The 15440-nt window shown below is 66.6% G+C and carries 16 protein-coding genes; 10 read left to right on the forward strand and 6 right to left on the reverse strand.

Annotated features, from left to right (window positions below; genetic code table 11):
* Positions 1 to 52 precede the first annotated feature (52 nt).
* The 4 genes from V7Q42_RS17145 to V7Q42_RS17160 all read right to left on the reverse strand — a co-directional run bounded on the left by V7Q42_RS17145 (position 53) and on the right by V7Q42_RS17160 (position 3700).
* Positions 53 to 1099 carry a LacI family DNA-binding transcriptional regulator gene (locus V7Q42_RS17145; RefSeq protein ID WP_333825329.1) on the reverse strand — a complete coding sequence of 349 codons (1047 nt, stop codon included), beginning with the start codon at positions 1097 to 1099 and terminating at the stop codon, positions 53 to 55.
* Positions 1100 to 1219: 120 nt separating this feature from the next.
* Positions 1220 to 2128 (reverse strand): DMT family transporter, encoded by a 909-nt coding sequence (locus V7Q42_RS17150; RefSeq protein ID WP_333825330.1) that lies wholly within the window; start codon positions 2126 to 2128, stop codon positions 1220 to 1222.
* 224 nt (positions 2129 to 2352) lie between these two features.
* Positions 2353 to 2841, reverse strand: a complete 489-nt coding sequence (locus V7Q42_RS17155; protein WP_333825331.1) for a MarR family winged helix-turn-helix transcriptional regulator — start codon at positions 2839 to 2841, stop codon at positions 2353 to 2355.
* 67 nt (positions 2842 to 2908) lie between these two features.
* Complete coding sequence (locus V7Q42_RS17160; protein WP_333825332.1) at positions 2909 to 3700, reverse strand: ABC transporter ATP-binding protein; 792 nt, start codon at positions 3698 to 3700, stop codon at positions 2909 to 2911.
* A gap of 83 nt (positions 3701 to 3783) precedes the next feature.
* On the opposite strand from V7Q42_RS17160, the gene V7Q42_RS17165 reads away from it, so the two are divergent.
* From V7Q42_RS17165 to V7Q42_RS17200, 8 genes are all read left to right on the forward strand, one after another.
* The gene (locus V7Q42_RS17165) at positions 3784 to 5124 is read left to right on the forward strand and encodes an 8-oxoguanine deaminase (RefSeq protein WP_333825333.1); all 1341 of its coding nucleotides are present in this window, start codon (positions 3784 to 3786) and stop codon (positions 5122 to 5124) included.
* A 49-nt stretch (positions 5125 to 5173) separates the two neighbouring features.
* Positions 5174 to 5977: a hypothetical protein gene (locus tag V7Q42_RS17170; RefSeq protein ID WP_333825334.1), complete on the forward strand. Its 804-nt coding sequence runs from the start codon at positions 5174 to 5176 to the stop codon at positions 5975 to 5977.
* A gap of 67 nt (positions 5978 to 6044) precedes the next feature.
* Positions 6045 to 6848, forward strand: a complete 804-nt coding sequence (locus V7Q42_RS17175) for a creatininase family protein (RefSeq protein ID WP_333825335.1) — start codon at positions 6045 to 6047, stop codon at positions 6846 to 6848.
* 196 nt (positions 6849 to 7044) lie between these two features.
* Complete coding sequence (gene rpoH, locus V7Q42_RS17180; RefSeq protein WP_333825336.1) at positions 7045 to 7929, forward strand: RNA polymerase sigma factor RpoH; 885 nt, start codon at positions 7045 to 7047, stop codon at positions 7927 to 7929.
* A gap of 1 nt (position 7930) precedes the next feature.
* Complete coding sequence (locus V7Q42_RS17185) at positions 7931 to 8491, forward strand: HPP family protein (RefSeq protein ID WP_333825337.1); 561 nt, start codon at positions 7931 to 7933, stop codon at positions 8489 to 8491.
* Positions 8492 to 8573: 82 nt separating this feature from the next.
* A complete protein-coding gene (locus V7Q42_RS17190; protein WP_333825338.1) occupies positions 8574 to 10166 on the forward strand; it encodes a peptide chain release factor 3 in 1593 nt (530 codons plus the stop codon).
* 222 nt (positions 10167 to 10388) lie between these two features.
* Entirely contained in the window at positions 10389 to 10823 is a 435-nt protein-coding gene (locus tag V7Q42_RS17195; protein ID WP_333825339.1) for a c-type cytochrome, read from the forward strand.
* 4 nt (positions 10824 to 10827) lie between these two features.
* Positions 10828 to 11523 (forward strand): cytochrome b/b6 domain-containing protein, encoded by a 696-nt coding sequence (locus V7Q42_RS17200; protein ID WP_333825340.1) that lies wholly within the window; start codon positions 10828 to 10830, stop codon positions 11521 to 11523.
* 78 nt (positions 11524 to 11601) lie between these two features.
* Here V7Q42_RS17200 and V7Q42_RS17205 read toward each other — a convergent pair whose 3' ends face one another.
* Positions 11602 to 12501: a PfkB family carbohydrate kinase gene (locus V7Q42_RS17205; protein ID WP_333825341.1), complete on the reverse strand. Its 900-nt coding sequence runs from the start codon at positions 12499 to 12501 to the stop codon at positions 11602 to 11604.
* Positions 12502 to 12609: 108 nt separating this feature from the next.
* Positions 12610 to 14454 carry a cation:proton antiporter domain-containing protein gene (locus V7Q42_RS17210; RefSeq protein WP_333825342.1) on the reverse strand — a complete coding sequence of 615 codons (1845 nt, stop codon included), beginning with the start codon at positions 14452 to 14454 and terminating at the stop codon, positions 12610 to 12612.
* A 116-nt stretch (positions 14455 to 14570) separates the two neighbouring features.
* Between V7Q42_RS17210 and V7Q42_RS17215 the strand changes: the two genes are divergently transcribed.
* A complete protein-coding gene (locus V7Q42_RS17215; RefSeq protein ID WP_333825343.1) occupies positions 14571 to 14816 on the forward strand; it encodes a hypothetical protein in 246 nt (81 codons plus the stop codon).
* On the forward strand, positions 14813 to 15265 hold the full coding sequence (locus tag V7Q42_RS17220) for a hypothetical protein (RefSeq protein WP_333825344.1): 453 nt from the start codon (positions 14813 to 14815) through the stop codon (positions 15263 to 15265). The genes V7Q42_RS17215 and V7Q42_RS17220 overlap by 4 nt, the downstream gene beginning before the upstream one ends.
* Positions 15266 to 15440 lie beyond the last annotated feature (175 nt).

Raw genomic sequence — 15440 nt, forward strand, 5'->3', positions numbered from 1 at the left:
GTCCGTCGGAACGGACCATTGCACGAAGCCGGCCTCAGGCCGGAACCGTTCCTCACGCCTTCGGCGGGCAGGTGGTCTCGCGGATGCGCAGTTCGGGTTCGACCAGAACCCGCATGTCGCGCGGCGGGTGGCCGGCGACGACGTCGAGCAGGGTCAGTGCCGCGAGACGGCCGACCTCCTGCTGGCCGTTCCACACCGAAGTGAGGCCGGGCGACCAGACCGAGGCTTCGTCGATGTCGTCGTAGCCGGTGAGCGAGATGTCGCGGCCCGGTTCGATGCCGCGGCGCTTCAGCTCCATCATCATGCCGAAGGCGAGGAGATCGTTGAAGCAGACGATGGCGGTGGGACGGGCGACGAGCACGTGGCCGCAGATGTCGCGGCCGGCGCGGCGGCTGGAGGCGGCGGGAAACTCGAGTTCCGGGTCGACGGGAATGCCGGCGGCGGTGAGGGCATCCTCGTAGCCGGCGCGTCGTTCGGAGGCGGACGAGGAGTCCTGCTGGCCGCCGACGAGGGCGATGCGGCGGTGGCCGAGGCCGATCAGATGTTCGACCGCGCAGCGCAGGCCGGTGCGGTCGTCACCGCGGATGACGGGCACCTCGGGCAGGTCGGGCAATTCGCGAGCGATGAGCACGGTCGGCAGGCCGGCGTCGACGATGCGCGACACGTCGCTCGGCTTGGACCCGGCCGCCGGGCACAGGATCATGCCGTCGGCGCGATACTGCAGCAGGGTTTCGAGGAAGACCCGCTGGCGCAGCGGGTCGTCGCCGTGGTTGTAGAGGATGACGGTCTGGCCGTGGCGGCCGAGTTCGTTCTCGACCGCGGCGACCAGTTCGGCGAAGTAGGGATTGAGGATGTCGTGGACGACGAGGCCGACGATGTTGGTGCGCGCCGTCCGGAGCGACGCCGCCGAGCGATTGTAGATGTAGCCGAGTTCCTCGGCGAGCGCGTGGACGCGCTTGCGCGTCTCCTCGGCCACCAGCGGCGAGTTGCGCAGGGCGAGCGACACCGTCGCCGTGGAGAGATCGAGTTTCTCCGCGATCATCGCCAGGGTCAGACGCCGCTTGGGCGTGGCACCACCGCTTTCCATGTCACCGACCATCTTTGTCCGGGGCTTCGTGCGCACGCCGCCACGCGCCGCTCCGCTCCGTTTGTGCCGGAACCGGGGGCCACTCGCAACAACATACCTGCAACCGCGGATGATCTCGCGTTTCGAAGGGGTTCATCGGGCCGCCGTGGTGGCGACGTTTCGTCGCCCCCGCTCGAGTTGGACCAGCCAGAGGCCACTGGCGATCACCACCGTGGCGCCGGCGATCGTCCAGGCGCCCGGCACGTCGCCGAAGACGAGCCAGCCGGACAGCGTCATCCAGACGATCTGGGCGTAGATGAAGGGCGACAACACCGACGCCGGGGCCCGCGCATAGGCGAGGATGAGCAGGAAGTGGCCGGCGGCGCCGCCGAGCCCGGTGACACAGAGCAGCATCCAATCGTGGGTCGTCGCGGGCGTCACCCAGATCGACGGCAGTACCGGCGCCAGCATCACCACGGCCGCGCCGGCGGGCAGCAGCAACAGGCTGGCGGTGGAATCGATGCCGGACAACATGCGGGTGACGAGGACATAGCCGGCGTAGCAGATCGCAGCGGCGAAGGCCCAGAGCATCGCCGGATCGAAATGCGCCGCGGTCGGACGTGTCACCAGGAGCACTCCGAGGAAGCCCACCGCGATCGCGCCCCAACGCTTGCCGCCGACGGTTTCGCCGAGCAGCGGCACCGCCAGGAGGGCGACGAGGAACGGCACGCCGAAGATGATCGACATGGTCTCGGCGAGCTGGAGATGGCGCAGGGCGATGAAGTTGAAGACCGTCGAACCGAGCAGGAAGAGGGCGCGCAGGATCTGCAGAGCGGGGCGGCGTGTCGTCCAGGCGTGGCGGGCGGTGACCGGATTGAAGACGATCGCCGAGACGAGGAAGGCGATGAAATAGCGGAAGAACGAGATCTCGAGCGGCGGCAGGGATCGGCCCAGCCATTTCGCCGAGGTGTCGATGGCGGTGAAGCAGACGAGTGCGCCCATCATCAGGCCGATGCCGACGAGACGGCGCGAGGGCTCCGGCCCGTCGTTTCGCGGCGCCACCGCCATCGCTCCCGCCCGTGCCACCGATGTCTTCCTCTCGATCCGTCGCCGCGAGCGACCGTACCCACACGAGATACGGCCGGCGAAGCGAGGAGATCCGAGCTTCGACGGTGGGTTCTACGTATCCGTCCGAGGGGGCGGGGTCCAGCGCGGGACGAGGTACGCGGCCGTATGGCTGCCATGCGGCGGGTGGGGCCGGGGGGGACGTGAGCGGCGAGCCGGGCTCACTCCTCCGGATCGTCCTCCGGCTCCTCGGCCACTTCGACCTCGTCGAGGGCGTCGAGCTGCAGCGTCAGATTGCGTTCGACGGCGCGCAGGAGCTTGCGGAGCTTCTTGCGGTCCTTGTCGTCGAAGCCGGCGAGCGCCTCGCGTTCGATGCGCTTCCAGATGCGATCGATCTCTTCGATCTTGGCGCGGCCCTCGTCGGTCAGGTGGACGCGGGCGAGACGGCCGTCGGTCTCGGAGGGGACGCGCTTCAGTAGGTTCTGCGCCGAGAGACGCGACACCATCTTGGTGACGGTCGGCGGCTGGACACCGAGCACCTGGGCGAGCTGGCTCATGGTGCGGCCGTCCTCGTCGGCGAGCGCCTTGAGCACCGCTTCCTGACCGGCATGCAGGCCGATGCGCCCAAGATGCGAGCCGGAGCGGGCGCGGTGGGCTTTGGCCGCCATGGCCAGTCGGTGGGTGACGGATTTTCGGTGTTGAAAGGTCATGTACGACACCTAACCGATCGATGTAACGGTTTCATGACGATCGTGACGACCGAAGAACGGTGCCAGACTACCGCGTCGCGCCGTCACGGTCGACCTCGCCGCTCGACGAGGCGACGGCGGCGCGCAACTGGGCCGAGACTTCGGCGCAGCGCCCGGTGAAGTCGGCGCGGTCGCGCAGGGCCTCGTCGCGCAGGCCGTCGAAGGCGATCGGCGTCTCGGCGACGATGTGGCCGGGGCCGGCGGCCATGACGACGACGCGCGACGACAGGAACACCGCCTCGTAGACCGAATGGGTGACGAAGATCACCGTCAGACCCTCGCTCGCGGCGAGGCGCAGCAGCTCGAGGTCGAGGGCGAAACGGCCGATCTCGTCGAGGGCGGCGAAGGGCTCGTCGAGGAGCAGGATCTTCGGGCGGGTGATCAGCGCCCGGGCGATCGAGGCGCGCATGCGCATGCCGCCGGAGAGTTCGCGCGGATAGGCGACAGCCGCGTCGGCGAGGCCGACACGGGCGAGCGCCTCGGCGACGCGCGGGGCGATCTGGGGTTGGGGCGTGCGGGCGAAGCGCAGCGGCAGGGCGACGTTGTCGGCGACCGTTCCCCAGGGCATCAGGGTCGGGTCCTGGAAGACGAAGCCGATGTCGCGTCCGGGGCGGGTGACGGTGCCGGTGTCGGCGGTCTCGAGGCCGGCGGCGATCCTGAGCAGGGTCGACTTGCCGCAGCCGGAAGGGCCGATGAGCGAGACGACTTCGCCGGGAGCGACGGTGAGCGAGACGTCGGCGAGGGCGCGTGTGCCGTTGCGATAGGTCTTCGAGACGCGGTCGAAGACGACATGGGGCGCGGCGGGGTGTGGATCCGGCATCTCGGGCTCGTGGTTCGGCGGCGCGAGCCTAGCGGAGGCGGGCGGCGTTCCGCTAGTCTCGCGTCGATCGAACGGGGGACATCATGCGTCTGTGGTTGAAGGATCCGCTCGCGGTGCTGGCGGATGGCGCCGAGCGCGGTGTCGTGGTCGAGGCCAGCCGGATCGTCGAGCTGGTGGGGCGGGGGCGCGAACCGGTGGCGCCGGTCGACGCCATCTTCGACGCGTCGCGCCACGTGATGTTGCCGGGGCTGATCAACACTCATCACCACGTCTATCAGACGATGACGCGGGCCCACCCCGACGCGATCAACAAGGAACTCTTTCCCTGGCTGAAGGCGCTCTATCCGGTCTGGGTGAAGGGGCTCGATCCGGAGACCTTCCGCCTCGCGGTGCGGCTCGCCGGCACCGAGCTGATGATGTCGGGCTGCACCACCGCGGCCGATCACCACTACATCTTTCCCGCCGGGCTCGAGGACGCGGTCGACATCGAGGTCGACGAGGCGCGGGCGCTCGGGATGCGCATGACGGTGACGCGCGGCTCGATGAACCTGTCGGTCGAGGACGGCGGCCTGCCGCCCAAGGCCGCGGTGCAGGACGAGGACACGATCCTCGCCGACAGCGAGCGGGTGCTGAACCTCTTCCACGACGCGAAGCCGGGGGCGATGACGCAGATCGCGCTGGCGCCGTGTTCGCCCTTCTCGGTGACCCGGTCGTTGATGGAGAAGACGGCGCAACTGGCGGCGAAGCACGATTGCCGGCTCCATACCCATCTCGCCGAGACCAACGACGAGAACACCTTCTGCCTCGAGACCTTCCAGTGCCGGCCGGTCGACTATCTCGAAGAGGTCGGCTGGATGAGCGACCGCACCTGGCTCGCCCACGGCATCCATTTCGACGACGACGAGATCCGCCGCCTCGGCCGCCACGGGGTCGGGGTGTGCCACTGCCCGACCTCCAACATGGTGCTCGCCTCGGGGCACTGCCGGACGCGGGAGCTGGAAGCGGCGGGCGTCGCCGTCGGGCTCGGGGTCGACGGTTCGGCGTCGAACGACAATTCGAACCTGATGGAAGGGGTGCGTCACGCCCTGATGATCAACCGGCTGACCTACGACGCCACGGTGACGCATCTCGACGCGCTGCGCTGGGCGACGGAGGGCTCGGCGCGCTGTCTCGGGCGGAGCGACATCGGCCGCATCGCCGTCGGGCTGGAGGCGGATCTGGCGCTGTTCACGCTCGACGAGCTGCGCTTCTCCGGGGCGGGCGATCCGCTCGCCGCGCTGGTGTTGTGCGGGGCGCATCGGGCCGACCGGGTGATGATCGCCGGCAAGTGGAAGGTGGTCGACGGGATACCGGTCGATGTGGACGTCGCGCGGCTCAGGTGGGAACATGGGGAGGCGGCGAAGGTGTTTCTGCAAGACGGGTGAGATGCCACCAAGGCAGCATATTGATTAATATTGAAGAGAAAGGCATTAGATGTCGAGCGATGAAATTAAAATTAAGATTGATGACAAGATTTCTAAAATAAATAAAGAGATTGAAGTAAGACTTATAGATAGTAGACTTAGATTTTATAATCATACTAGAATCGTACTGGAATATTTATTCGTATCTGTTGTTTTAATTGAAGGCATATTTGGTATATATGGTGCATTTTTTAGTGATATAAGTATTTTAGAATTAATATATATTTCTTCAATGACCGGGGTTATAAAATCTATACACTGGCTTATATGGATTACAATACTAATAATTGTATATGTAATTATTTCAGTCATTTTAGAAGTATTGGGTGTTAAAAACATATTTTCAACTCTATTTAGGACGCCCACTTGGATTGAACTACAAAATTTTGGCAACCAGCAATTAGCAAAGATTTCATACTTCGCAATGGTGCTAATTCCTATAGCGGTATCATTGATACAGTATAATTTTTTTCAGATTGAAATATTCAAATCATTTGCGCTACCGATAAATTTTAAGATAACATACCTAATTTCACTTTATGTATCTTTCGCGTTGTTTGCATTTTCCGCAGGAGCACCCAAGGAGCTTAAATTGAAGTCTGACTTCGGGGGGACTAAGATGCTTAATATTCATATTACAAATAGTTCCGGGTCTACTATAAATATAGATGATCGATATCTTGAATTATTGGAAGATACCACGGATAAGTCTCGCCTGATTATGCGGGCTTTATGTTGGATGTTTTACATACTTGCGGTATGTTATGCATTAATATTGTTAGTTAGATCGATACATATCGTATTGGTTGCTTAGTTTGATGGGTATATAGAGGAGCCTTCGTGCAAAGGGGAATTGAGAAGTCGTTTTGAGGGGTGGTCTCATGCCGCCACGGCGCCACTGGTCGGAGCTGACCACCGAGGATTTCAAGCGGCCGAACGTCGCCGAGTGGATCGCCGTGCTTCCCGTCGCGGCGATCGAGCAGCACGGGCCGCATCTGCCGCTCTCGACCGACACGGTCATCGCCGAAGGCCACGTGGCGCGCACCATCGAGCGGCTGCCGCCGGACCTGCCGGCCGTGTTCCTGCCCGTCCAGTCGATCGCCTGGTCGCTCGAACACGTCTCTTCGCCGGGGACGCTGACGCTCGACTGGGACACCGTCACCAAGGTGTGGCTCGACATCGGCGCCTGCGTGGCGCGGGCGGGCTTGCGCAAGCTCGTCATCGTCAACGCCCACGGCGGCAACGTTCCCGTCATGGATCTCGTCACCCGTGAGTTACGCGTCCGTCACGACATGCTGGCGGTCGCCACCTCGTGGTCGCGGTTCGGGCGGCCGCACGGCCTCTTCGACGAGCGTGAGCGCAGGTTCGGCATCCACGGCGGCGACATCGAGACCTCGATGGTGATGGCGATCCGCCCCGATCTCGTCCGCGTCGAACAACTCGCCGACTTCCCCTCGGCGCAGATGCGGTTCGAGAAGGAGTTCGCCCACCTGCGCGCCTACGGGCCGAGCCAGTTCGGCTGGAAGGCGCAGGATCTCAACCCGACCGGGGCGATCGGCGCGGCGATCCTCGCCACGGCGCAGAAGGGCGAGGCGGCGATCGACCACGCCGTCACCGGCTTCATCGAGTTGCTTTCCGACGTCGCGGCCTTCGATCCGGCGCGGTTGTGGCGTGCCGGACGATGAGGTGCGGGCGGCGTCGCCTTCACCATCCCGGGAACGTGATCACGAATGCGGTCGCGATTTCGCCACGAGTTGCGATATGATCGGCGTCCGGCGTGCCGCAGGGGCGGGCGCCGCGTGACGAGGGGATCGCCCTTGCGGGGTCTCCTCGGGATCGGATACCCCGGTCCCGAAAAACAGGCACGAGGGCGCTGATCACATGGCCCAGGGCACCACGCTTCCCGCGCTCGCTTCGCTCGAAGGCGGTCTGTCGCGCTATCTCGACGAGATCCGCCGCTTCCCGATGCTGCAGCCGGAAGAGGAATACATGCTCGCCAAGCGTTGGCGCGAGCACGAAGATCCGAAAGCCGCCGAACGTCTCGTCACCTCGCATCTCAGACTGGTGGCCAAGATCGCCATGGGCTATCGCGGCTACGGCCTGCCGATCGCCGAGGTGATCTCGGAAGGCAACGTCGGCCTGATGCAGGCGGTCAAGCGCTTCGAGCCGGAGAAGGGCTTCCGGCTGGCCACCTACGCCATGTGGTGGATCAAGGCGGCGATCCAAGAATACATCCTGCGCTCGTGGTCGCTGGTGAAGATGGGGACGACCGCCAATCAGAAGCGGCTGTTCTTCAATCTGCGCCGGGTCAAGAGCCAGCTCCAGGCGCTCGACGAGGGCGACCTGCACCCCGATCACGTCAAGAAGATCGCCACCAAGCTCGGCGTCACCGAAGAGGACGTCGTGTCGATGAACCGTCGTCTCGGCGGCGATGCCTCCCTCAACGCGCCGGTGCGGGCCGACGAGGAGGGGGCGGAGTGGCAGGACTGGCTGGTCGACAACGCCGAGAGCCAGGAGACGAAGCTCGCCGAGACCCAGGAGCTCGACGGCCGCAAGGCGCTGCTGGCGCAGGCGCTGGGTGTGCTCAACGAGCGCGAACGGCGCATCTTCGAGGCGCGCCGTCTCGCCGAGGATCCGATCACCCTCGAGGAGCTCTCGAGCGAATTCGGCATCAGCCGCGAACGCGTGCGCCAGATCGAGGTGCGCGCTTTCGAGAAGGTCCAGGACGCGGTGATGAAGGGCGCCAAGGCGCTCGCCCCGGCCTGACATGTGGGGCGCGGTCGGCAATCGTTTCGACGAGATCTTCGAACGGATCGCCGCGCCGTTGCGCCGCGCCCGGCCGGGCGAGGGCAAGCGCGAGTTCTCCATCCGCACCGTCGTCGTCGGGGTGATGATCGGGCTCACCGTGCTGTCGGCGCTGGAGCGGTCGACCGGCAATCTCCTGGTGATCGGCTCGTTCGGCGCGTCGAGCATCCTCCTTTTCGCCGTGCCCGACAGCGAATTCGCCCAGCCGTGGAACGTCGTCGGCGGCCACGTGCTGTCTTCGATCGTCGGTCTTCTCGCCTACAAGATCACCGGCGGGGCGTGGTGGGGCATCGGCCCGACCGTCGGTATCGCGCTGTGGCTGATGCTGGCGACGAAATCGTTGCATCCGCCGGCCGGCGCCGACCCGATCATCATGATCGCCCGCCAGAGCGCCGACGTCCTCTTCGTCACGACGACGGTCCTCCTCGGCACGACGGTCCTGGTGCTCCTGGCGACGGCATGGCACTCACGCGTGACCGGCCTCACCTTCCCCGACGAGGAACAGCGCAAGGTCCGCCCGTGAGCGTGTGCCGGCGGCCCCGGCATTGACACGCGCCTCGTCCGGCTTATCAACGGCGCACGAAACCGCCCCTCCGAGACCGTTCATGACCGCCCATCATCCGGTGCCTTCGCACACCGCCGATCCCGTCGCCCGTCGCCGCACCTTCGCGATCATTTCGCATCCGGACGCCGGTAAGACGACGCTGACCGAGAAGCTCTTGCTCTTCGGCGGGGCGATCCAGCTCGCGGGGCAGGTCAAGGCCAAGGGCGATCGGCGCAACACGCGGTCGGACTGGATGGGCATCGAGAAGGAGCGCGGCATCTCGGTGATGACCTCGGTCATGACCTTCGAATACCGCGACTGGGTGTTCAACCTGCTCGACACGCCGGGCCACGAGGACTTCTCGGAGGACACCTATCGGACGCTGACCGCGGTCGACGCCGCCGTCATGGTGCTCGACGCGGCCAAGGGCGTCGAGGCTCGGACGCTGAAGCTGGTCGAGGTGTGCCGCCTGCGCGACATCCCGATCGTCACCTTCGTCAACAAGTGCGACCGCGACACGATGGATCCGTTCGAGCTGCTCGACGACATCGAGAATTCGCTCGCCCTCGACACCACGCCGAAGTCCTGGCCGATCGGCCGCGGCAAGGCCTTCGCCGGCACCTATGATCTCGACACGAACACCATCCGACTGAAGGACGCCGAGGAGCCGATCCCGGTCTCCGGGCCCGGCGATCCGCGCATCGAGGCGCTGCTGCCGCCGCAGGATTTCGCCCAGTTCAAGGACGAGGTCGAGTTGGCGCAAGGGGCGTCGAAGCCCTATGTCGCCCAGTCCTTCCTCGAGGGCCATCTGACGCCGGTCTATTTCGGCTCGGCGCTGCGCGACATGGGCGTGCAGGATCTGATCGACGCGCTCGGCAAGTTCGCGCCGTCGCCGCGCGAGCAGCACGCCGCGACCCGCGTCGTCGAGGCCGGGGAGCCGAAGATGACCGGCTTCGTCTTCAAGATCCAGGCGAACATGGATCCGAACCATCGCGACCGCATCGCCTTCATGCGGGTGTGCTCGGGGCGGCTGCAGCGCGGCATGAAGGCGAAGCTCGTCCGCACGGGCAAGAACATCGCGCTGACCGCGCCGCAGTTCTTCTTCGCCCAGGACCGGACGGTGGCCGACGAGGCTTTCGCCGGCGACATCGTCGGCATCCCCAACCACGGCACGCTGCGCATCGGCGACACGCTGACGGAAGGCGAGGATCTGGTCTTCCGCGGCGTCCCGTCCTTCGCGCCGGAGATCCTGCGTCGCGTCCGCGTCGGCGACGCGATGAAGGCGAAGAAGCTCAAGGAGGCGCTCCAGCAGATGGCCGAGGAGGGCGTCGTCCAGGTGTTCCAGCCGCGCGACGGCTCGCAGCCGATCGTCGGGGTCGTCGGCAATCTTCAGCTCGACGTGCTGAAGGAACGGCTCGCCGCCGAATACGGTCTCGAGATCTCGTTCGAGACGACGCGGTTCTCGGTCGCCCGATGGGTGACGTCGGAGGAGCCGGCGAAGATCGAGGAGTTCTCGCGGCGCGACAGTTCGGCCAATTGCACCGACCTCGACGGCGATCCGGTCCATCTCGCCACCTCGCCCTTCGCGCTCAAGTACGAAGAGGATCGCTGGGAGATGCTGAAGTTCACGGACGTGAAGGACTATCAGAAGTAGAGTGCCGGCTTCGTCGCGACGCTTCGTACCGCGGTGCGAAAGATTACCGGAAATTCATTGGAATTCGAGTGGCGGCCGGTGCAACCATCGGGTCGTCACGGACCTCGCGTCGGCCGTCGAGCCGGCGCGCCGAGGTAGGTCGTCGGCCGCGCCGGCGATCTCTCCTCCTTCTCCTCCTCGCGGGCTCGGGCCCGCGCCGCACGACCAGAGGATTTTCCCGTCATGAAGCTTCTTTCCCTCGCCGCCGCCGGTTTCGTCGGCTTCCTCGCCACGTCCACGGCCTTCGCGGCCGATCCGATGACCGATCGCCAGGCGATCTTCAAGGGCTGGGGCGACGCCACCCGCCCGGTCGCCGCCATGCTCAAGGGCGAGGCGCCTGTCGACGTGGCCAAGGCCAAGGCGGCGCTCGCGGCCTATGCCGACGGGGCGGCCAAGCTGCCGGCGCTCTTCCCGGACAACTCGCGGACAGGTAAAACCGAGGCTTCACCGCGTATCTGGGCGGAGAAGGCGCGTTTCGACGGGCTCTTCGCCAAGCTCGCCAAGGAGGCCTCGGCGGCCGAAGCGGCGATCACCGACGAGGCGAGCCTCAAGGCCAATTTCCCCAAGGTTCTCGGCAACTGCAAGGGTTGCCACGACGACTTCCGGGAGAAGAAGTGACGCCATGACCGACACCCCCACGACGACGGCGAAGGTACTCGCCTGGGATCTGCCGACTCGGCTGTTCAAGTGGGCCCTGGTGGCGACGATCGTCGTCGCCTGGGCCAGCGACAAGATCGGTGGCGGCAATCCGGACCTCCACAAGCTCAACGGTCGGATCGTCCTGATCCTGGTGGTGTTCCGCGTGTTGTGGGGGGTCGTCGGCGGCTCGACGGCGCGGTTCACGCGTTTCGTCCCGTCGCCGGGGACGTCGATCGGCTACGGATTGGCGCTCCTGAAGGGGCGGGAGGGCCACTATCTCGGCCACAACCCGCTCGGCGCCTGGATGGTGCTGGCGCTCCTGGCGTTGCCGGCGGCGATGGCACTGACCGGCCTCTACAACGCCGACGTCGATCGCATGATCATCGAGGGGCCGCTCGCCAAGACCGTGTCCGACGCGACGGTGACGCTCGCCCACAAGCTCCATCACAAGCTCTTCGACGTGTTGATCATCGCCGTCGTGCTGCACGTCGCGGCGGTGGTGTTCCACGCCGTGGTCAAGAAGGAGCGGCTGGTGCCGGCGATGGTGACCGGCAAGAAGCCGGCCGGCTCCTACGTCGACGCGGCCGCGGCGACGCCGGGGGCGATCGGTACGGCGCTCGCCTGTCTCGCCGCGGCGACGGCGATCGTCTGGCTCGGCATCCGCGCCGCGGGCGGGTGAGCCACTCCTGCCGTGATCGCAACAGAAACGGGGGCCGCGAGGCCCCCGTCGTCGTTGCGGGCTCGAGGAACCGCCGCCTCAGGCGGGATGCATCGCCAGGAACTCCTCGACCTCGGGGCGGGTCGGCACGCCGGCGCGGCCGCCGAAGCGCGAGCACTTGATGGCGGCGACGGCGGAGGCGAAGCGCAGCGCATCGGGTTCGGACATCTTCTCGGCCAGCGCCAGGGCGAAGGAGCCGTGGAAGACGTCACCGGCGCCGAGCGTGTCGACGGCGTGGACCGGGAAGGACTGCAGGCGCCGCACCCGATCGCCGTCGAGCCACAGCACGCCGCCGGAGCCGAGAGTGACGGCGAGGAAGGCGTCGGTCAGCTTGCGGATGGCGAGGAGACCTTTGGTCGGATCGGAGATGCCGGAGGTGCCGCGCAGGCCGGGCGTGCCGAAGACCACGTGACTGGCGGCGCGAATCATCTGCGGCGCGTCGCCTTCGGCGCGGTCGCCGTCGAGGACGCCGGGGATGCCGCGCTTCCTGGCGGCTTCGAGCAGCGGCACCGCGAGGGAGGGATAGCGGTCGTCGGTCAGGAGCGCGTCGACGTCGGCGACGAGCACATCGGCGTCGTCGATCACCGGCGGGGCGACGTGCGGCGGATGCCAGGTGAGGATCGTGCGCTCGCCGTCGCCGTCGACGATCGACGAACAGACCGGCGATTCGCGCCCCGGGATGCGCAGGATCTTGGAGGTGTCGACGCCCTCGGTGACGAGGCCGCGGACGATCATCTCGCCGATCAGATCGTCGCCGAGAGGGGCGAGAACCTGGCCGGCGCCGCCGAGGCGGACGACGGTGACGGCGGCGTTGGCGCCCGAGCCGCCGCCGATGGAGATGAAGTCCTTGGCGCGCCCCTTGGTGCCGCGGGCAGGCGCGGCGTCGAAGCGATAGATGAAGTCCTGCACGGCGGCGCCGGCGACGAGGACGGTCGGCATCTCGGATTCCCCCAGGGCTCGATTCGGCAAGAAATCTCTATACCTCGAATTGTTACCATTTCGAGGACGACGCGCCGAGGAGACCACGGCGGGACTCGTGCGGCAACGTCAGGAGGTGGGCGCACCGCCCGCTTCGGAGGCAGAGCGGCGGCCGCGCAGGGTGCGCCCCTTGCGGGCATTCTCCGAGGCCGCCGGCGCGTTCACGGCGGCGCTCGTCAGGTCGCGGCGGAATTCGTCGCGTTTCTCGTGGATCGAGGCGATGATCGGTCCCATGGCGACGCCGAGGCCGAGGAGAGCCGCCTCCGACAGTTGCAGGCTCGCCTCGATGGTTTCGGGGACGGCGTCGCTGACGCCCTTGCGATAGAGGCGGCGGGCGTGGGAGGCGTCGCGGGCGCGCGCCACCAGGGGGACGTCGGGCCGGAAGCCGCGGACCGCCTCGACCACGGCGTCGACACCGGCCGTGGCGTGCATGGTGACGATCACCGCCGAGACGGTCTCGACGCCGCAGCTCCTGAGGAACATGGGATTGGTGGCATCGCCGAAGTAGACCGGCTTTCCGGCGTTGCGGCCGTCGACGACGTTGCCGGCGTCGCGGTCGACGGCGACATAGGTGATGCCGTGCTCCTCCAGCATGGCGGCGACGAGGGAGCCGACACGGCCGAAGCCGACGATCAGGGCGCGCGCCTCGAGGTTCTCCGGTGGGGTGGCGAGGAGGGCCGGATCGGGAGGGGCGCGGCGGTCGATCTCGCGCGACAGGCGGCGGCCGACGACGTCGAAGAAGGGGATCGCCGCCATGGAGAGCGACACCACGGCGATCACCCAGGTGGCGGTGGTGGCGTCGACGATCTTCAGCGACGCGGCGAGACCGACGACGATGAAGGCGAATTCGCCGCCGGCACCGATGAGCAGGCCGGTCTTGACGGCGTTGGACGGCGCGACGCCGAAGAGGCGGGCGCCGAGCGTCGTGACGGTGCCTTTGACCGCCACCAGGGCGAAGGCGCCGGCGAGGACGGAGAGCGGATGGGCGGCGACGAAGTCGAGATCGACACTCATGCCGACGGAGAAGAAGTAGACCCCGAGCAGCAGGCCCTTGAACGGTTCGATCGAGGTCTCGATGGCGCGGCGGTATTCGGTCTCGGCGAGGAGGAGGCCGGCGACGAAAGCGCCCAGCGCCATCGACATGCCGGCGAGGGACGCGGCGACGCCGGTGCCGATGGCGACGAAGAGGATGACCGCCATGAACAGCTCGGACGAGGACGTCTCGGCGACGACGCGGAAGAGCGGTCTGAGCAGCACCCGGCCGATGACGACGATGACCGCGACGGCGACGAGGCCCTGGAGCAGGGCCCAGCCGAGGCCGCCCCAGACACCGCGGGCGGCGGCGCCGGTGGAGCCGAGGGTCTCCACCATGAAGAGGATCGGGATCACCGCGAGATCCTGGAACAGCAGGATCGAGAAGGCGGTGCGGCCGGTGGTCGACGCGAGGCGCTTCTGCTCGGCGAGCACCTCGACGACGACGGCCGTCGACGACAGGGCGAGGCAGGCCGCGAGCACCAGCGCGGCGGCGGGCTTCTGGCCGAATTGGAGGGCGGCGGCGCCGATCAGCGCACCCGAGAGCAACACCTGGAGCGGACCGAGCCCGAACACCAGACGCCGCATGGCGACGAGGCGGGAGACCGACAGCTCGAGACCTATGACGAAGAGCAGGAAGACGACGCCGAGGTCGGCGATGCCGGCGAGTTCCTCGCGTTTGTCGACGGTGAACCAGTCGAGCCAGGGCACGGCGGTTTCGAACCGGGCGAGGCCGTGCGGTCCGAGCACCGCGCCGGCGAGGAGGAAGCCGAGCACCGAGCCGACCTTGAAGCGGTGCATCAACGGCACGACGACGCCGGCGGTGCCGAGCACCACCAACACGTCCTTCATCACCGCGATGTCGACCGCCGCGCCCGCCATGTCCGAATCCGTCCCGTTGCGTTCGGTTCACAGTGGACCATGTGTGCGGCGCGAGAAAGACCCGAGCGACGGACCGACCGGTTGCGATCAGGGTGTTATTTTGGTACAAAGGTACCATGAAGATCGAACGCATCCAAACCGGCATCCGGCTCGAGAGGCGTCTCGTCAAGGTCCTCAAGGGACTGGCGGAGGCGAAGGACATCGGTCTCGGCGACCTCGTCGAGGGCATCGTGCTCCACGCCTTCGAGGGCAAGGCGCCGTTCTCAGTGGAGACGCTCGAGGTGATCCGCAGATTGAAGGAGATCTACGGCCTCGACCTCACGGCGGCGGACGCCCACCGACTGGAGGAGGAGGGAACATGACCGCGACCCGTGTCGAGCGTCGCCACACGATCGAGATCGACCGTCCGATCGATCGGGTCTTTCCACTGTTCACGCCGAAGGGCGAGGAAGCCTGGGCGCCGGGATGGGCGCCGGAGTATCTCCATCCGGCGGATGGCGAGATCGCCGAGGGAATGGTCTTCCGGACCTTCCACGACGACGAGACGACGCTGTGGGGCTGCGTCCTGTGGCGGCCCGAGGCGCATCACGTGCGCTATGCGCGGGTGACGCCGACGTCGCGCTTCGGTTTCGTCGACGTCGTCTGCCGCGCCATCGGGGCGGAGCGGACCGAGGTCGCGGTCGGCTACGACCACACCGCGTTGACGGCGGCGGGCGAAGCCTACCTCGCCGACCTCGACGAGACGCGCTTCGCCGCGATGATCGGCGGCTGGCGCGTGGAAATCGAAGCATCCTTGGCGCGCGCCGCCTGATACCGAGCCCACGAAATTCGGACTCGTCCGAATTTCGTGGGTTGCGGCCTGACCGGCCGACGCCCGTTCGGGCTCGCCTTCGCGGATGAAGTTCCGAACAGGTCGGAACTTCATCCGCTCGGTATGAGGAGACCTGTGCGCGGATAGCCCTCGACGACCGTCTACTGACGTGATT

The sequence above is a fragment of the Pinisolibacter sp. genome (assembly GCF_036782435.1).
Lineage (GTDB): Bacteria > Pseudomonadota > Alphaproteobacteria > Rhizobiales > Ancalomicrobiaceae > CALBKH01.